Raw genomic sequence first — 16,327 nt, 5'->3', positions numbered from 1 at the left:
CCTCAGTCGGCCTGGGCGTCGCCCGGCACCGCCGGCGCGGTCGCCAGCTGCGCGGCGCTGACGGCGTACGGCGTGACCGGCTTGCCGATCTCGGCGCGGCTGGCGTTGACCACGATCAGCCGTTCGCCCGGCTTGAGTCCGTCCTGCACCAGCCAATCGTGGCCCACCGCGTCGCCGGTGCGGATGCGGCGCTCCACCACCCGGTTGCGCGCGTCGAGCAGCTTCACCAGCGGCTCGCCCTTGCTGTCGCGGGTCACCGCCTGCTGCGGCACCAGGATCGCGCCGGGATCGCTGGCCAAGGGCAGCAGCGCGCGCAGGTACATGCCGGGCAGCAGCAGGTGCTGCGGATTGGGCACGACCACGCGCAGGGTGACCGCGCCGGTGCCGGGATCGACCGCGCTGCCGACGAACTGCAGCGTGCCCGGATGCGGATAGACGCTGCCGTCCTCCAGCCGCACGCGCACCGCGACCTTGCCGTCGGTGGCCTTGATGCGGCCGGCGTCGAGCTGCTGGCGCAAGGCCAGCAGCTGCGTGCTGGACTGGCTCACGTCCAGGTAGATCGGGTCCAGGCGCTGGATCTTGGTCAGCGCCGCGTCCTGCTGCGCGGTCACCAGCGCGCCGGCGGTGTAGGCCGAGGTGCCGATGGTGCCGGAGATCGGCGCGGTCACCTTGGTGTAGTCGAGATTGATCCGCGCCGCCTGCAACGAGGCCTGCGCCGCCACCACGTTGGCCTGCGCTTCCTTCAACGCGGCCATCGCGTCGTCGGCATCCTGCCTGCTGGCCGCATCCAGGCCGACCAGGGTGCGGTAGCGCTCGGCCTTGGGACGCGCGGCGAGCACCGCGGCCTGCGCCTGCGCGAGTTGCCCGCGGGCGGTGTCGTAGGCGGCCTGGTACGGCGCCGGATCGATCTGGTAGAGCACCTGCCCGGCCGCGACTTCCTGGCCCTCGGTGAACAGCCGCCTGCGCACCAGGCCGTTGACCTGCGGGCGCACGTCGGAGACCTCGTAGGCGACGGTGCGCCCGGGCAGGGTCTGCTCCACCGGCACGGTCTGCGCGCTCACCGCGAGGGTGCCGACCTTGATCGGCGACGGCGCCTGCGCGGTGGACGAACACCCTGTCGCCATCGCCAGGGAAACAATGGATCCACAGAGAATGAAACAACGAGGCGCGGCGAAGGCGTCGAACATGAGCGTCGAAATCGAGGGGAGGGAAGATCGAAGCGCGCAACGCTACACGAAATGTATTCCCGCGATATATCCGCACGAAAACGGCAGTCAGCTGCCACTTCAACTTTTGTTCGCGCGCAGAAAGATTGACGAAAGATTGGTATTGCGGCGATACGTTGGTATCGCATCGACATACGAATTTTTCAGCGCGCGATGCGCGATCGCGCGTGATTGCCGAGCGCATCTCGGCATCGCGTCATGCCGCGGTCATGGCCACGGCGTGGGCGCAGCGATCGGCACCGACGCTGGCGGGATTTGCAGGCGTGGCGGCAATGCCGCCGCATGCGGCCGGCGCGGCGGTCGGCCGCGCGTCGTGGTCGTCGGCGCGTCTCGGAGAAGCGTTCTTTGCGGGCCACGCGTCGCGCAGGACGCGCGGCCCGCACGCGGTCAGTCCTCGTCCGCCGCGGCCTCGCGGCCCTGCTGGCGGATGATCGCCTCCTGCCGCGCGTCCTCGATCGAATCGCGCACCGCGCGCACGTCGGCGCGGCGGGTGTCGAACACGAAGCGGCCGGTGAGCGCGCTGTCCGGGCGCAGCTCGCCCTTCTCGTACAGCGCCCACATCTCTTCGCCGTAATGGGTGTCGTTGAGTTCGGGGGCGAAGCGGCCCAGGCAATCGCGCAGGTTGTGCACGTCGCGCAGCAGCATGTCGCGCGCGGCATTGTTGCCGGCGGCGCTGACCACCTGCGGGAAATCGATCACCACCGGGCCCTCGCCGGCGACCAGCACGTTGTATTCGGACAGGTCGCCGTGCACCAGGCCCAGGCACAGCATCTTCACCACGTCGCCGACCAGCTGCGCATGGAACGCGCGCGCCTGTTCCGGCTCCAGCTCCACCTCGCCCAGCCGCGGCGCGCTCTGCCCGTCGGCATCGGTGACCAGGTCCATCAGCAGCACGCCGTGGAAGTAGCCGCGCGGCTGCGGCACGTGCACGCCGGCATCCACCAGCTGGTACAGCGTGTTGGCCTCGGTGTCCTTCCACGCGGCCTCCTGCTCGCGGCGGCCGAACTTGGTCGCCTTGCCCATCGCCCGCGCCTGGCGGCTGCCGCGCACCTTGCGCCCTTCCTGGTACTGCACGCGCGCCTGGAAGCTGCGCTGCGCCATGTCCTTGTAGACCTTGGCGCACAGCACCTCGTCGCCGGCCTGGACCACGTACACGGCGGCCTCCTTGCCACTCTTGAGCGGGCGCAGCACGCTGTCGATGACGCCGTCCTCGATCAGCGGCTGCAGGCCCTGGGGGGTTTTCATCGGACGCGGGGGACCTTGAAGGGGAAAGCCGGATTATGGCCCAACCGTGCGTGCGTGCCGGTCGACAACTGCGGCATGGCCGGCCGCCAGCGGAGTAAAGTGGCAGCCGCGATCGCCGCCATGGCGGCCGCAGTCGGCAATCCACAGTGCAATCGTCCAGAGGGTGTCATGAGCAAGGGCATGGATCAGAAGAAGAGCGACAAGAAGCAGCCGACCAAGACGCTGAAGGAAAAGCGCGCGGCCAAGAAGGAAAAGAAGAAGTAGCAAGCGCCTCCGGCGAGCTCGCGTTCCGGGCTCGCCGGAACGCGGACGCGGATACGGCGCGCCGCATCCGCGTCCGGCCCGGCCCAAGCCGGCGGCAGCGGCAGCCGCTCGATGCGGCTGCTCGCTGGCACGCGGCCAGGCGTGCCGCGCTTCGGCGCACCCCCTGAATCGCCCGGACGACCGCGCGCACGCCGCGCTCCGTGCGCAAACCCTCATCGCTCCCCGCCCCGCCCGTGGCATGCGCTGCGGTCGGCGGCCGGTCGCTGAATCCACAGCGCTACCGGCGCAGCGCGGCATTGCCGCGGACCACGCAAATTTCGCACATCGGTGCGATAATCGACCCGACCTCTCGGAATGCGCCCTCATCGGTGCCGCACGCCAGGGCGGCGGTCGCTGGCCGCCGCCCCTGTCCCGGCGCGGTGGCAAGCCACGGAAGACATCGTCCGCTGCGGTCAGGACCCGTCCGTTCCCCTTGCCGTCTCACGGAACGCCCGGGCACACCGCCGTCGCGCGCAAGCGGACGGTCACGGCTTTTGCAGAGGAATACGCAACGTGAATACGCAATCGGACGTCTCGGCCCTGGGCCGCGGACTGCTTTGGGTGGTGGGCCTGCTGCTGGTGCTGATCGGCGGCGTGCTGCTGGTCGGCGGCCTGCGCCTGGCCACGGAAGGCGGCAGCTGGTACTTCCTGCTGATGGGGCTGGCCACGCTGGCCGCCGGCATCCTGGTGATCGCGCGCCGGCCCGCCGGTGCCGTGCTGTACGCCGCGGCCTTCGTGGGCACGCTGGCCTGGGCGCTGTGGGAAGTGGGGCTGGAGTTCTGGCCGCTGGTCTCGCGCCTGGTCGCGCCGGCGGTGCTGGCGCTGCTGGTGGCCCTGCTGTGGCCGACCCTGCGCCGCAGCCGCCGTCTCCCGGCCGGGCGCGGCGCCTACGCGCTGTCCGCGCTGCTGGTGGCCGGCCTGGCCGCCACCGCGGGCTATGCCTTCGTGCCGCGCCCGATCGTGCAGGCCGCCGCCGACGCGCCGATCACGCCGGTGGCGCCGGGCACCGCGCAGAAGGACTGGATGCACTGGGGCAATACCCCGGCCGGCACCCGCTTCGCCGCGCTGGACCAGATCGACCGCAACAACGTCGGCAAGCTGCAGGTGGCCTGGACCTACCGCACCGGCGACGTGCCGACCAGCAACGGCTTCGGCGCCGAAGACCAGGCCACCCCGCTGCAGATCGGCGACACCGTGTACGTGTGCACCCCGCACAACCAGGTGTTCGCGCTGGACGCGGACAACGGCCGCAAGCGCTGGTCGTTCGATCCCAAGGCCACCGCGCCGAACTGGCAGCGCTGCCGCGGCCTGGGCTACTACGACGCCGCCAGCGCGGCCGCCGCCCCCGCCGCGGCGGATGCCGCCGGCGGCAACCTGATGCCGGCGCCCACCGCAGCGCCCGTCGCAGCGACGGCGCCCGCGCTGTGCCGCCGCCGCATCCTCATGAACACCGTCGATGCGCGCCTGTTCGCGCTCGATGCCGACACCGGCGCGCCCTGCCCCGACTTCGGCCAGGACGGCGTGGTTGACCTGAAAGCCGGCATGGGCGAGGTCAAGCCCGGCTTCTACACCCTCACCGCCGCGCCGCTGATCGCCGGCGAACTGATCGTGGTCGGCGGCCGCGTGGCCGACAACATCGAGGTCGGCGAGCCCTCGGGCGTGGTCCGCGCCTTCGACGTGCACAGCGGCAAGCTGGTGTGGGCCTGGGACCTGGCCAAGGAGACCCCGGACACCCCGCTGGACCCGAACATCCACTACACCCGCGCCACCCCGAACGTGTGGACCTCGATGGCCTACGATCCGGCGCTGGGCCTGATCTACCTGCCCACCGGCAACACCACCCCCGATGCCTGGGGCGGCGAACGCACCCCGCAGGACGACAAGTACAGCTCCTCGGTGGTGGCGCTGGAAGCGGCGACCGGGCGCGTGCGCTGGCACTACCAGACCGTGCGCCACGACCTGTGGGACTACGACCTGCCGGCGCAGCCGGCCCTGGCCGACGTGCCCGACGGCAAGGGCGGCACCGTGCCCGCGCTGCTGCAGGTGACCAAGGCCGGGCAGATCTTCATGCTCGACCGCGCCACCGGCAAGCCGCTGACCGCGGTCCAGGACGTGGCCGCGCCGCAGGGCAAGGCCGACGGCGAGCGCTACGCGGCGACCCAGCCGCTGTCCACCGGCATGCCGCAGATCGGCACCGAGACACTGACCGAAGCCGACATGTGGGGCGCCACCCCGATCGACCAGATGCTGTGCCGCATCCACTTCAAGCAGATGCGCTACGACGGCATGTACACCCCGCCCGGCGAGGACCTGGCGCTGCAGTGGCCGGGCTCGCTGGGCGGCATGAACTGGGGCAGCGCCGCGCTGGACCCGACCACCGGCTACCTGTTCGTCAACGACATGCGCATCGGCCTGTGGACGAAGCTGATCCCGCGCCGGCAGATGGAGAGCCAGAAGGCCGGCGGCGTGGAGATGGGCGCGGCCTCGCAGACCGGCACCCCGTACGGCTCGCTGCGCGACCGCTTCGTCTCCAAGCTCGGCATCCCGTGCCAGAAGCCGCCGTACGGCACCATGTCGGCGATCGACCTGGCCACCCGCAAGCTGGTCTGGCAGGTGCCGGTGGGCACCGTGCAGGACACCGGTCCGCTCGGGATCAAGATGCGCCTGCCGATCCCGATCGGCATGCCGACCCTGGGCGGCGCGCTGGCCACCCAGTCCGGCCTGCTGTTCTTCGCCGGCACCCAGGACTACTACCTGCGCGGCTTCGACAGCCACACCGGCAAGGAAATCTGGAAGGCGCGGCTGCCGGTCGGCAGCCAGGGCACGCCGATGACCTATGTCTCGCCCAAAAGCGGCCGCCAGTACATCGTGGTGACCGCCGGCGGCGCGCGCCAGTCGCCGGACCGCGGCGACTACGTGATCGCCTACGCGCTGCCGGCCAAGTAGCGAGCGCCGGCGCAACCGGCGGTGTCAGCCGGTTGCGCCGCGGCGGGAACCCGGCCGCCGCGCAGGCGGCCGCGCAGCGCTTACCATGGCGGGGTATTCGATGGAGCGCACGATCACCTGATGGCCGATTCCCCCGCACCCGCAGGCCGGCGCAAGGCCGGCCCCGGTTCGCCGCCCGCCGAGCGCGGGCTCACCCACGAGCTGATGCAGCAGATCGACGGGCTGCAGGGCGATCCGGACTTCATGACCTCGCTGGCGCGCGGCCTGGCCGTGCTCAGCGTGTTCGCGCAGCATGCGCGCGAGGTCACCATGTCGCAGATCAGCACCGAGACCGGCATCTCGCGCGCCGCGGTGCGGCGCGTGCTCTACACCCTGGCCAAGCTCGGCTATGTCGGCGAGCAGGGCCGCGGCTACGTACTGCTGCCGCGCGTGCTCGGCATCGGCGGCGCCTACGTGGCGTCCTCGTCGATGACCGCCGCCGCGCAGCCGGTGCTGGACGCGCTGCGCGACCAGGTGCACGAATCCTGCTCGCTGGGCGTGCTCGACGGCGACGACCTGCTGTACATCGCCCGCGCCGAGACCGTGCGCATCATGTCGATCGGCCTGCGCGCCGGCAGCCGCCTGCCGGCCTACTGCACCTCGATGGGCCGGGTGCTGCTGGCGGCGCTGCCGCACGACACCCTGGAAAGCTACCTGGAGCGCAATCCGCTGCGCCCGCGCACCGAACGCACCGTCACCGGCCAGCGCGAGTTCCTGGAGACGCTGGCGCGGGTGCGCCGCGAGGACGCCTCGCTGATCGACCAGGAACTGGAGATCGGCCTGCGCTCGATCGCGGTGCCGGTGCGCAACCGCCGCGGCGAGGTCATCGCCGCGCTCAACATCGGCACCCAGGCCGGCCGGGTCAGCCTGCAGGCGATGCAGACGCAGCTGCTGCCGCCACTGAAGGACGCCGCGCAGCGGCTGGGCGGCTTGCTCAGCTGAGGCAGCGCACGCGCCGGGCGCGACGCCGGTAACGCCGAGCGCGAGGCGCAAACCCGGGCCGCGCGGCCGCACGCTGCCGGCGCGAGCGGCGCAAGGACGGCTACGGCCGCGGGCCGCTCGATGCGGATGCGGGCGCAGACCCTGGCACAGCCGCAGGATGCGGCGCGGCGCGCGACGCACTGCACCGCGCCATTGCCGCGCTCAGCGCGGCCGGCGCAGGAACCCGACCACCGCATCCACCCAGGCCGCATGCGCGTCCTCGACATGGGCGACGTGGTCGGCATGCGGCAGCGTCACCCAGCTGCGGTCCTCGCTGCGCAGGCGTGCATACAGGTGCGCGTTTTCCTGCTGGGTGGCGAGCGGATCGTCGACGCCGCGCAGCAACAGCACCGGCACCGCCTGCACCTGCTCGGGACGGTAGGCGAACTGCTCCTGCGCGCGCCAGTCGCTGCGTACCGGGTCGGCGGCCAGCGCCTGCGCCACATAGGCCGCGCGCACCGCCGGCGGCGCGGCGCCGGCGGTGACGAAGTCAGAACCGGCGGCCTCGGCGGTGGTGCGTGCCCGCGGCGGCTGCGCGGGCAGCGCCTCGGCCGCGAGCGGCACCTCGACATCGTCGGGAAAGCCGTACAGCACCAGCGCCGACAGCGCCTGCGGTTGCGCCTGCGCGACCAGCAACGCGACCCGCGCGCCGTTGGAATAGCCCAGCAGCGCCGGCGGCGGCAGCTGCGGGTGCTGGCGCGCGATCCAGGCCAGCACCTCGCCGACGTCGGCAACCGCGCGCGCGGGCGTGTTCCAGCCGCTGCGGTCGCGCGCGCTGGCGCCGTAGCCGCGCAGGTCCAGCGCGTAGGCGGCATAGCCGGCACGCGCCAGCGCCGCCAGCACCGACCGAGAATCCGCCGCCTCGCCCGGCACCTGCAGGTCGAAGTTGGGCAGCGAACTCCAGGTGCGGCCGTGTACCAGCAGGATCGTGCCGCGCGGCTGCGCCGGTACCCGCGACCAGACCGCGAGCGCCTGGCCGTCGTCGGCGCGCACCTGCGCCATCCGCGTCCCGGGGCCGGGCTGCGGTTGCGCCTGCGCGGCGATGCCGGAGAGCAGCAGCAAGGGCAGCAGCAGGGCAAGGCAGGCGCTTCGAAATGGCATGGCGGACCTCGCGAAGTAAAGGGGCACGCGGCGCGGAGCCGCGTCCGGCCCATTGCCCGCATCTTGCCACGGCGACCCGTGCCGTCGTGCCGGTCGATGAAGTACGGATTACCGTGTGGGAGCGACTTCAGTCGCGACGGGCATTACCGGGAAGTCCCGTCGCGACTGAAGTCGCTCCCACAAAAAATGCTGCGTTGCGCCGCCACCGGCCTCAGCCCTCGGCCGCCTGCTCTTCCAGGATCGGCTTGGCCAGCGCGAAGGCGTGGTTGGCCGCGGGCACGCCGCAGTAAATCGCCGTCTGCAGCAGCACTTCCTTGATCTCGTCCGCGCTGACGCCGTTGTTGCGCGCGGCGCGCACGTGCAGCTTGAATTCCTCGTCGTGGCCGAGCGCGACCATCATCGCCAGGGTCAGCAGCGAGCGGGTGTGCCGCGGCAGGCCGTCGCGGGTCCACACCGTGCCCCAGGCGGTGCGGGTGATGAACTCCTGGAACTCGCTGGTGAAGTCGGTGCGCGCGTCCAGCGAACGTTGCACATGCTCCTCGCCGAGCACGGCTTTGCGGACCTGCAGTCCGGCGTCGTAGCGTTGTTTCTCGTCCATGGGGACTCCGTTGTGAGGGCGGGAGGACGCAGCGCCTGATTCGCCGGACGGCGGATCTTCGGCAAGCAGCGGAGCGTAGCGGGATGCGTTCTAGGAAGCCTGCAGAAATTCGAGCAAGAGGCGGTTGAACGCCTGCGCCGACTCCACGTTGCAGATGTGGCGGCCAGGCACCTGCGCGGCGCGACCGTCCTGCACCGCCGCGGCGATGTCGCGCAGGTCCTGCGGCGGGCACACCGGATCGTCGTCGCCGGCGATCGCCAGCAGCGGCACCGCCAGCGCGCCGAGCCGGCCACGGAAATCGGCCGTGGCCACGGCATGGCAGCACGCCGCGTAGCCGTCCGGCGAGGTGGCGAGGAAGCCGGCGATGATCGCGTCCAGCCGCTGCGGCTGCCGCGCGGCGAAGGCGGGAGTGAACCAGCGCTCGCGCGTCGCCGCGGCCAGCGCGGCCAGTCCCTCGGCCTGCACCTGCGCGATGCGCGCGCGCCAGCTGTCGGCGCTGCCGATCTTCTGCGCGGTGGCGCTGACCACCAAGCGCTGCAGCCGCGCACCGGCGTGCAGGCCGAGCCACTGCCCGGTCAGGCCGCCGATCGACAGCCCGCAGAAATGGCTGCGCTCGATCCGCAGCGCGTCCCACAAGGCCAGCACGTCGCCGCCGAGGTCGTCCACGCGGTACGGGCCGGCCGGCACCCCGGACGCGCCGTGCCCGCGACGGTCGTAGCGCAGCAGGCGATAATGCGGCGCCAGCGCGGCGATCTGCTCGTCCCACATGTGCAGGTCGGTGCCGAGCGAGTTGCAGAAGGTCAGCCAGGGCTTGCCCTCGCTGCCGTCGAGGCGGTAGTGCAGGCGATGGCTGGGCAGGTCGAGGAAAGGCATGTCGGCTCCAGGGAAACCAGGGAAATCGCTCAAGCGTTGCCGAGCACGCGGTCGATCCAGGTGTCGGCCATGCCGCGCCAGCTGTCGGCGGCGAACAGGGCCTGCAGCTGCGCGGCGTCCAGCACCGCGGTCACCCGCGCATCGGCGCCCAGCACGTCGCGCAGGTGCCGGCCTTGCTGCAGCGCGTGGCGCGCCGATTCCTCGACCAGCGCGTGCGCGGCCGCCTTGCCCAGGGTCGCGGCGAGCGCGACCGACACGGCCTCGGCGTAGAGCAGCCCGCCGTGGCTGTCCAGGTGGGTGCGCATGCGCGCGCGATCCAGCTGCAGGCCGTCGATGACGATGCGCATCTGCGCCAGGCTGCCGGCGCTCAGGCGCACGATCTCCGGCAGCGTTTCCCACTCGGCATGCCACTGCCCGGCGGCGCGCTCGTGCGGCTGCGGCAGTGCCGCGTACAGCGTGCACACCAGGCCGGGCACGCGCGTGGCCGCGGCGATGGCGGCCACGCAGCCCACCGGGTTGCGCTTGTGCGGCATCGCCGAGGAACCGCCCTTGCCGGCCGCGGCCGGCTCGAACGCCTCGGCCACTTCCGACTGCATCAGCAGCACGATGTCGGTGGCGATCTTGCCCAGGGTCCCGGCCAGCAGCGCGAACGCGCTGCCGACCTCGACGATGCGGTCGCGCGCGGCATGCCAGGGCAGCGCCGGCAGCGGCAGCCGCAGCGTTTGCGCCAGCGCCTGCGCCACCTCCAGGCCCTGCGTCTGCAACGAGGCCAGGGTGCCGGCGGCGCCGCCGAACTGCAGCACCAGCGCATCCTCGCGCAACGCCTGCAGCCGGCGCTGCGCGCGTTGCAGCGCATCCAGCCAGCCGGCCGCCTTGAGCCCGAAGGTCACCGGCACCGCCTGCTGCAACAGGGTGCGCCCGGGCAGGCCGGTGTCGCGTTCGCGCTGGGCGAGCGCGCGCATGGCCTCGCACAGCGCGGCCAGCTTCGGCTGCAGCGCGTCCAGCGCGGCGCGCAGCTGCAGCACGCTGCCGCTGTCGATCACGTCCTGGCTGGTGGCGCCCCAGTGCACCCAGCGCGCGGCGTCCGCGTCGGCGGCCTCGACCTTCGCGGTCAGCGCCTTGACCAGCGGAATGGCCGGATTGCCGGCCAGCGCGGTGGCCTGGCCGAGCGCGGCCAGGTCGTAGTGCCGCGCCTGGCAAGCGGCCTGGATCGGTGCGAGCGCCGCTTCGGGGATCACCCCGCAGCGCGCCTCGGCCTGCGCCAGCGCGGCCTCGACGTCGAGCATGCCCTGCACGCGCGCGGCGTCGTCGAACAGCGCATCGATGTCGGGGTCGCCGAACAGGGGGCTGAGCAGGGAAAAGCTGGAACTCATGCGTGATCTCTCTGCAGGTCGGGCCGGCGCGTCGGGCCGGCCAAGGGTAGCGCCAACGCGATGACGGGATGCGGCGGAGCGCGCCGAGCGGGACATCGCCCGGCTGCCGCGGTCATCTGTGGGAGCGACTTCAGTCGCGACGGGCTCTACATGTAAAGCCCGTCGCGACTGAAGTCGCTCCCACAACACGCATCAGCGGGGACATGAACGCGGCGAGCGCCAGCGCTCAATAGCTGAAGAACACCGTCTCCTGCTCGCCCTGCATGCGCACGTCCCAGGCGTACTGGCCCGGCGCGGTGCGTGCGGCCAGCAGCGTGCCGCGGCGCTCCGGCGGCACCAGCGCCAGGATCGGGTCCTCGCCGTTGCCGGCGGCATCGGCGAAGTACAGCCGGGTGGAGGCGGCGCGCAACAGCCCGCGCATGAACACCAGCACCACCAGGTGCGGCGCCTGCGGCGTGCCCCGCGGCCCGGCCACCCGGCCCGGCATCACCGTGCTGAAGGAGAACCGGCCATGCGCGTCGGTGGGCACGCGGCCCCAGCCGTGGAAGGCCGGATCGTGGTCGTCGTGGCGCGGGTCGTCGCGATGGGCGTAGATGCCGGCGGCGTCGGCCTGCCAGATCTCCAGCACCGCATCGGCGACCGGCACGCCGGCGCCATCGAACACGCTGCCGCTCACCTGCACGCGCTCGCCGCGCGCCGCGGCCGGCGCGATCTCGGTGCGGTACAGCGGCTCCAGGCCCAGGCGGTAGTACGGGCCGACGGTTTGCGAAGGGGTTGCCTGAAAACTCATGGTGTCACTCCCAGACGGTCTGCTTGCGGCCGCGCAGCACGATGTCGAACCGGTAGGCCAGCGCGTATTCGCTGATCGCGTTCTCCCAGTCGAACGCCGACACCATCCGCGCCTTGGCCTTGTCGTCGTCCACGCAATTGAAGATCGGGTCGTAGGCCAGCAGCGGATCGCCGGGGAAATACATCTGTGTGACCAGGCGCTGGCCGATGCCCTCGCCGTGCAGCGAGAAATGGATGTGCGCCGGGCGCCAGGCGTTGTAGTGGTTGCGCCACGGGTAGGCGCCGGGCTTGATGGTCTTGAAGCGGTAGCGGCCGTGTTCGTCGGTCAGCACCTGGCCGGTGCCGGTGAAGTTGGGGTCCAGCGGCGCGTCGTGCTGGTCGCCGCTGTGCAGGTAGCGGCCGGCGGCGTTGCACTGCCAGACCTCGACCACGCTGTTGCGCACCGGCTGGCCGTTCTCGTCGAGCACGCGGCCGGAGACGACGATGCGCTCGCCCAGCGGTTCGCCGGGGAAACCGGCGGTGAGGTCGGCGGCATGCGCGCCCAGGGTGATGCGGTCCAGGGTCGGACCGGTGACTTCCGACAGCGTCGCCGGGATCGCGATCGGGTCGCGGCTGGGGCCGCGGCGCACGGTCGAGGCGTAGGCGGGATGGATGTACGGCGGCTGCGTGCCCGGATACGGCTTGCGATAGCCGAGCAGCGCCTGGTGGGTGGAATCGCTCATCTTGCTCCTTCCGGTGGCTCCGCACGGAGCCTGTTTCGTCTGCGGTTGTTGCGCCCGGCAGGCGCGGCTGCATGGCGCCGCGCTCGCGGCTGAAGCCGCTCCTACAGGGTAGTCGCTCAGACCCGCTCGATCGCCAGCGCCACGCCCTGGCCGACGCCGATGCACATCGTCGCCAGGCCGCGGCGGCCGCCGCCAGCCTCGAGCTGGCGCAGCAGGGTCAGCGCCAGGCGCGCGCCGCTCATGCCCAGCGGATGGCCGAGCGCGATCGCGCCGCCGTTGGCGTTGACGTGCGCGGCATCGTCGGCCAGGCCGAGTTCGCGCAGGCAGGCCAGCCCCTGCGCGGCGAAGGCCTCGTTGAGTTCGATCGCGTCGAAGTCCTCGATCTTCGCGCCGAGCCGCGCCAGCAGCGTGCGCGTGGCCGGCACCGGACCGATGCCCATGTAGGCCGGCTCCACGCCGGCCGCGGCGAAGCCGAGCACGCGCGCCCGCGGGGTCAGGCCCAGCGCCTGCACCTGCGCGGCGGAGGCCAGCAGCAAGGCGGCGGCGCCGTCGTTGATGCCCGACGCGTTGCCGGCGGTGACCGTGCCCGGCTGGCGGAAGATCGGCTTGAGCCTGGCCAGCGCCTCGGCCGTGGTGTCCGCGCGCGGATGCTCGTCGCGCGCGACCTCGACGCTCTCGCCGCGCCTGTTGCCGGGCACCGTCACCGGCACGATCTCGCCGTCGAAGAAGCCGCTCGCCTGCGCGGCGGCGGTGCGCTGCTGGCTGCGCAGCGCGAACGCGTCCTGGTCCTCGCGCGACACGCCGTAGCGCGCGGCGACGTTCTCGGCGGTCTCGCCCATCAGCTCCACGCCGTACAGACGCTTCATCTCGGGATTGACGAAGCGCCAGCCCATCGTGGTGTCCTCGATGCGCTGCTCGCGCGCGAACGGCGTCGCGGCCTTGCCCATCACGTACGGCGCGCGCGACATCGATTCCACGCCGCCGGCGATCGCCAGCCCCAGCTCGCCGGCGCGGATGCCGCGCGCGACGGTGCCGACCGCATCCAGCCCCGAGCCGCACAGGCGGTTGACGGTGCTGCCGGGCACGCTGGACGGCAGGCCGGCCAGCAGCAGGCTCATGCGCGCGACGTTGCGGTTGTCCTCGCCGGCCTGGTTGGCGCAGCCGAGATAGACGTCCTCGACCAATGCCGGATCCAGTTGCGGATGCCGCGCCAGCAGCGCCTGGATCGGCAGCGCGCCGAGGTCGTCGGCGCGCACGCCGGCGAGCGCGCCGCCGTAGCGGCCGATCGGGGTGCGGATGCCGTCGATGATGTACACGTCGCTCATTGCGCAATCTCCAGGTCAGGCCAGCGCCAGCGGCAGGCCGGTCAGGCGTTGCAGCTCGTCCAGCGACACGCCGTCGACGAGTTCGATGACGGCGGCGCCGTGCTTGCCGACCGCGAACACGCCCAGGTCGGTGTAGACGCGCGAGACGCAGCGCAGGCCGGTCAGCGGATAGGTGCATTCGGCGACCAGCTTGCTGTCGCCGCTCTTGGTCAGCAGGTCCATCATCACGAACACGTCCCTGGCGCCGATCGCCAGGTCCATCGCGCCACCGACCGCCGGGATCGCATCGGGCGCGCCGGTGCTCCAGTTGGCCAGGTCGCCATGCACCGAGACCTGGAACGCGCCGAGCACGCACACGTCGAGGCGGCCGCTGCGCATCATCGCGAACGAGTCGGCATGGTGGAAGTAGCAGCCGCCGGTCAGCAGCGTCACCGGCTGCTTGCCGGCGTTGATCAGGTCCGGGTCCTCCGCGCCGGGCGCCGGCGCCGGGCCCATGCCGAGCACGCCGTTCTCCGAATGCAGGAAGATCTCCTTGTCGGCGGGCAGGAAGTTGGCGACCAGGGTCGGCAGGCCGATGCCGAGGTTGACGTAGGCGCCCTCGGCGATGTCGCGCGCCACGCGCGCGGCGATCTGTTCGCGGCTCAGGCGGTTCATGCGCGTTCTCCTGCGGCGACCACGCGTTGCACGAAGATGCCGGGGGTGACCACGGCTTCCGGATCCAGTGCGCCCAGCGCCACCACCGCGCCGACCTGCGCGATGGTGCAGTCGGCGGCCATCGCCATCAGCGGGCCGAAGTTGCGCGCGGTCTTGCGGTACACCAAGTTGCCCCAGCGGTCGCCGCGGTGCGCCTTGATCAGCGCGAAGTCGGCGCGGATCGGGTACTCGAGCACGTAGTGGCGGCCGTCGATCTCGCGCGTTTCCTTGCCCCTGGCCAGTTCGGTGCCGTAGCCGGTCGGGGTGAAGATCGCCCCCAGGCCGTTGCCGGCGGCATGGATGCGTGCGGCCAGGTTGCCCTGCGGCACCAGTTCCAGCGCGATCTCGCCGGCGCGGTAGGCCGCGTCGAAATGCTGCGAATCGCTCTGCCGCGGGAACGAGCAGATGATCTTGCGCACGCGCTTGTGCTTGATCAGCGCGGCCAGCCCGGTCTCGCCGTTGCCGGCGTTGTTGTTGACGATGGTCAGCTCGCGCGCGCCCTGGGCGATCAGCGCGTCGATCAGTTCGTCCGGCATGCCGGCGCTGCCGAAGCCGCCGATCATCACCGTGGCGCCGTCGTGGATGTCGGCCACGGCGGCCTCGAACGAGGCGACGGTCTTGTCGATCATTGCGCCATTCCTGCAGGGCCATGCCCGGGCGCCGGACGCAGGCCGGTCGCGGGGCGGTGAAGGGTTGCCGACATGTCTGCTGTCTCCCGCAAATGCGCAGCGGCGCCGGGCGCCGTGGTGCCTGGTTGATCGGAGCGCCGGTGTGCGGAACAGGCCTCGCAAGGCCGTCGTCCTGCGCCGGGCAGAGCGACACGTTAGGCCCAGCACCGCGCCCGGTCAATTCGATTACCGGCCATGTAAATCGATAATCGAACATTATCGATGCTGCAGTGCGGCGTGCGCAGATGCGGTCCAATGTATACAAAACGCCGGCATCCGCTTTTTTTAACTCTCAGAAAACGGATGCAGGCGTAATTCTTCCGCTGCGCCCAGCTGGGCGCGTCGCCAAATGTATACAGGACCCGCCATGTCCGACCAACTTCCCCGCTACCCGCTCAACGCCTGGTATGCCATCGCCTGGGACCACGAGGTCCGCCACGCGCTGCTGCCGCGCAAGGCCTGCAACCTGGACATCGTGCTCTACCGCACCGGCGCCGGCGCGCTGGTGGCGCTGGAGGACGCCTGCTGGCACCGGCTGGTGCCGCTGTCGATGGGCAAGCTGCGCGGCGACGACGTGGTCTGCGGCTACCACGGCCTGGTCTACGACGCGCACGGCCGCTGCGTGCACATGCCTTCGCAGGAGACGATCAACCCCTCGGCCTGCGTGCGCAGCTTCCCGGTCGCCGAGAAACACCGCTACGTGTGGATCTGGCCCGGCGATGCCGCCCTCGCCGATCCGGCGCTGATCCCGGACCTGCACTGGAACAGCGACCCGGCCTGGGCCGGCGACGGCCGCACCATCCAGGTCAAGTGCGATTACCGGCTGGTGCTGGACAACCTGATGGACCTGACCCACGAGACCTTCGTGCACGGCTCCAGCATCGGCCAGGACGCGGTGGCCGAGGCGCCGTTCGAGGTGGTGCACGGCGAGCGCACGGTCACCGTCTCGCGCTGGATGCGCGACATCGACCCGCCGCCGTTCTGGGCGCGGCAGATCGAGCACGCGCTGGGCTACCGCGGCAAGGTCGACCGCTGGCAGATCATCCGCTTCGAGGCGCCGTGCACCATCGCCATCGACGTCGGCGTGGCGATCGCCGGCAGCGGCGCGCCGGAAGGCGACCGCAGCCAGGGCGTGAACGGCTACGTGCTCAACACCATCACCCCCGAGACCGACGGCAGCTGCCACTACTTCTGGGCGTTCATGCGCAACCACTCGCTGCACGAGCAGTCGATGACCACACTGCTGCGCGAGGGCGTGACCGGTGTGTTCGGCGAGGACGAGGCGGTGCTGGAGGCGCAGCAGCGCGCGATCGACGCGCATCCGGACCACGTGTTCTACAACCTCAACGTCGATGCCGGCGGGATGTGGGCGCGGCGTCTGATCGAGCGCATGATCGCGCGCGAACAGCGCAGCCGCGACCTGGACATGCGCATGGTCGGCTGAT

At 71.6% G+C, this 16,327-nt stretch carries 15 protein-coding genes; 4 read left to right on the top strand and 11 right to left on the bottom strand.

The annotated features are described in order from the left end of the window. Window positions 1-2: 2 nt before the first annotated feature. Both AB3X10_RS02310 and AB3X10_RS02305 read right to left on the bottom strand, forming a co-directional pair. Complete coding sequence (locus AB3X10_RS02310; protein ID WP_369978731.1) at window positions 3-1,124, bottom strand: efflux RND transporter periplasmic adaptor subunit; 1,122 nt, start codon at window positions 1,122-1,124, stop codon at window positions 3-5. Window positions 1,125-1,613: 489 nt separating this feature from the next. Then, a complete protein-coding gene (locus AB3X10_RS02305) occupies window positions 1,614-2,471 on the bottom strand; it encodes a PA4780 family RIO1-like protein kinase (RefSeq protein WP_369978729.1) in 858 nt (285 codons plus the stop codon). A gap of 54 nt (window positions 2,472-2,525) precedes the next feature. On the opposite strand from AB3X10_RS02305, the gene AB3X10_RS02300 reads away from it, so the two are divergent. From AB3X10_RS02300 to AB3X10_RS02290, 3 genes are all read left to right on the top strand, one after another. Continuing rightward, a complete protein-coding gene (locus AB3X10_RS02300) occupies window positions 2,526-2,735 on the top strand; it encodes a hypothetical protein (protein WP_369981998.1) in 210 nt (69 codons plus the stop codon). Between the two features lie 552 nt (window positions 2,736-3,287). Next, a complete protein-coding gene (locus tag AB3X10_RS02295; protein ID WP_369978727.1) occupies window positions 3,288-5,720 on the top strand; it encodes a membrane-bound PQQ-dependent dehydrogenase, glucose/quinate/shikimate family in 2,433 nt (810 codons plus the stop codon). A 120-nt stretch (window positions 5,721-5,840) separates the two neighbouring features. Continuing rightward, complete coding sequence (locus tag AB3X10_RS02290) at window positions 5,841-6,701, top strand: IclR family transcriptional regulator domain-containing protein (protein WP_369978725.1); 861 nt, start codon at window positions 5,841-5,843, stop codon at window positions 6,699-6,701. Window positions 6,702-6,902: 201 nt separating this feature from the next. On the opposite strand, the gene AB3X10_RS02285 is transcribed toward AB3X10_RS02290, so the two are convergent. The 9 genes from AB3X10_RS02285 to AB3X10_RS02245 form a co-directional block, all read right to left on the bottom strand. Beyond that, window positions 6,903-7,841 carry an alpha/beta hydrolase gene (locus AB3X10_RS02285; protein ID WP_369978723.1) on the bottom strand — a complete coding sequence of 313 codons (939 nt, stop codon included), beginning with the start codon at window positions 7,839-7,841 and terminating at the stop codon, window positions 6,903-6,905. 211 nt (window positions 7,842-8,052) lie between these two features. Beyond that, on the bottom strand, window positions 8,053-8,439 hold the full coding sequence (gene pcaC, locus AB3X10_RS02280; protein ID WP_369978721.1) for a 4-carboxymuconolactone decarboxylase: 387 nt from the start codon (window positions 8,437-8,439) through the stop codon (window positions 8,053-8,055). 90 nt (window positions 8,440-8,529) lie between these two features. Beyond that, entirely contained in the window at window positions 8,530-9,312 is a 783-nt protein-coding gene (gene pcaD / locus AB3X10_RS02275) for a 3-oxoadipate enol-lactonase (protein ID WP_369978719.1), read from the bottom strand. A gap of 29 nt (window positions 9,313-9,341) precedes the next feature. Next, window positions 9,342-10,685: a 3-carboxy-cis,cis-muconate cycloisomerase gene (locus AB3X10_RS02270; RefSeq protein WP_369978717.1), complete on the bottom strand. Its 1,344-nt coding sequence runs from the start codon at window positions 10,683-10,685 to the stop codon at window positions 9,342-9,344. Window positions 10,686-10,911: 226 nt separating this feature from the next. Continuing rightward, on the bottom strand, window positions 10,912-11,475 hold the full coding sequence (gene pcaG / locus AB3X10_RS02265) for a protocatechuate 3,4-dioxygenase subunit alpha (protein ID WP_369978715.1): 564 nt from the start codon (window positions 11,473-11,475) through the stop codon (window positions 10,912-10,914). Window positions 11,476-11,479: 4 nt separating this feature from the next. Then, window positions 11,480-12,196, bottom strand: a complete 717-nt coding sequence (gene pcaH, locus AB3X10_RS02260; protein ID WP_369978714.1) for a protocatechuate 3,4-dioxygenase subunit beta — start codon at window positions 12,194-12,196, stop codon at window positions 11,480-11,482. A gap of 116 nt (window positions 12,197-12,312) precedes the next feature. Next, complete coding sequence (gene pcaF, locus AB3X10_RS02255; protein WP_369978713.1) at window positions 12,313-13,521, bottom strand: 3-oxoadipyl-CoA thiolase; 1,209 nt, start codon at window positions 13,519-13,521, stop codon at window positions 12,313-12,315. A 15-nt stretch (window positions 13,522-13,536) separates the two neighbouring features. Then, complete coding sequence (locus AB3X10_RS02250; RefSeq protein WP_369978711.1) at window positions 13,537-14,175, bottom strand: 3-oxoacid CoA-transferase subunit B; 639 nt, start codon at window positions 14,173-14,175, stop codon at window positions 13,537-13,539. Continuing rightward, window positions 14,172-14,843, bottom strand: coding sequence for a 3-oxoacid CoA-transferase subunit A (locus tag AB3X10_RS02245; protein WP_369978709.1), 672 nt, complete (start codon window positions 14,841-14,843; stop codon window positions 14,172-14,174). Before AB3X10_RS02245 ends, AB3X10_RS02250 begins: the two co-directional genes overlap by 4 nt. Before the next feature lie 406 nt (window positions 14,844-15,249). On the opposite strand from AB3X10_RS02245, the gene AB3X10_RS02240 reads away from it, so the two are divergent. Beyond that, window positions 15,250-16,326, top strand: a complete 1,077-nt coding sequence (locus AB3X10_RS02240) for a Rieske 2Fe-2S domain-containing protein (RefSeq protein WP_369978707.1) — start codon at window positions 15,250-15,252, stop codon at window positions 16,324-16,326. Window position 16,327 lies beyond the last annotated feature (1 nt).

The organism is Xanthomonas sp. DAR 80977 (assembly GCF_041240605.1).
Lineage (GTDB): Bacteria > Pseudomonadota > Gammaproteobacteria > Xanthomonadales > Xanthomonadaceae > Xanthomonas_A > Xanthomonas_A bundabergensis.
Note: the sequence above shows the minus strand (reverse complement) of the source record. Positions and strands in the feature narration are given on the sequence as shown.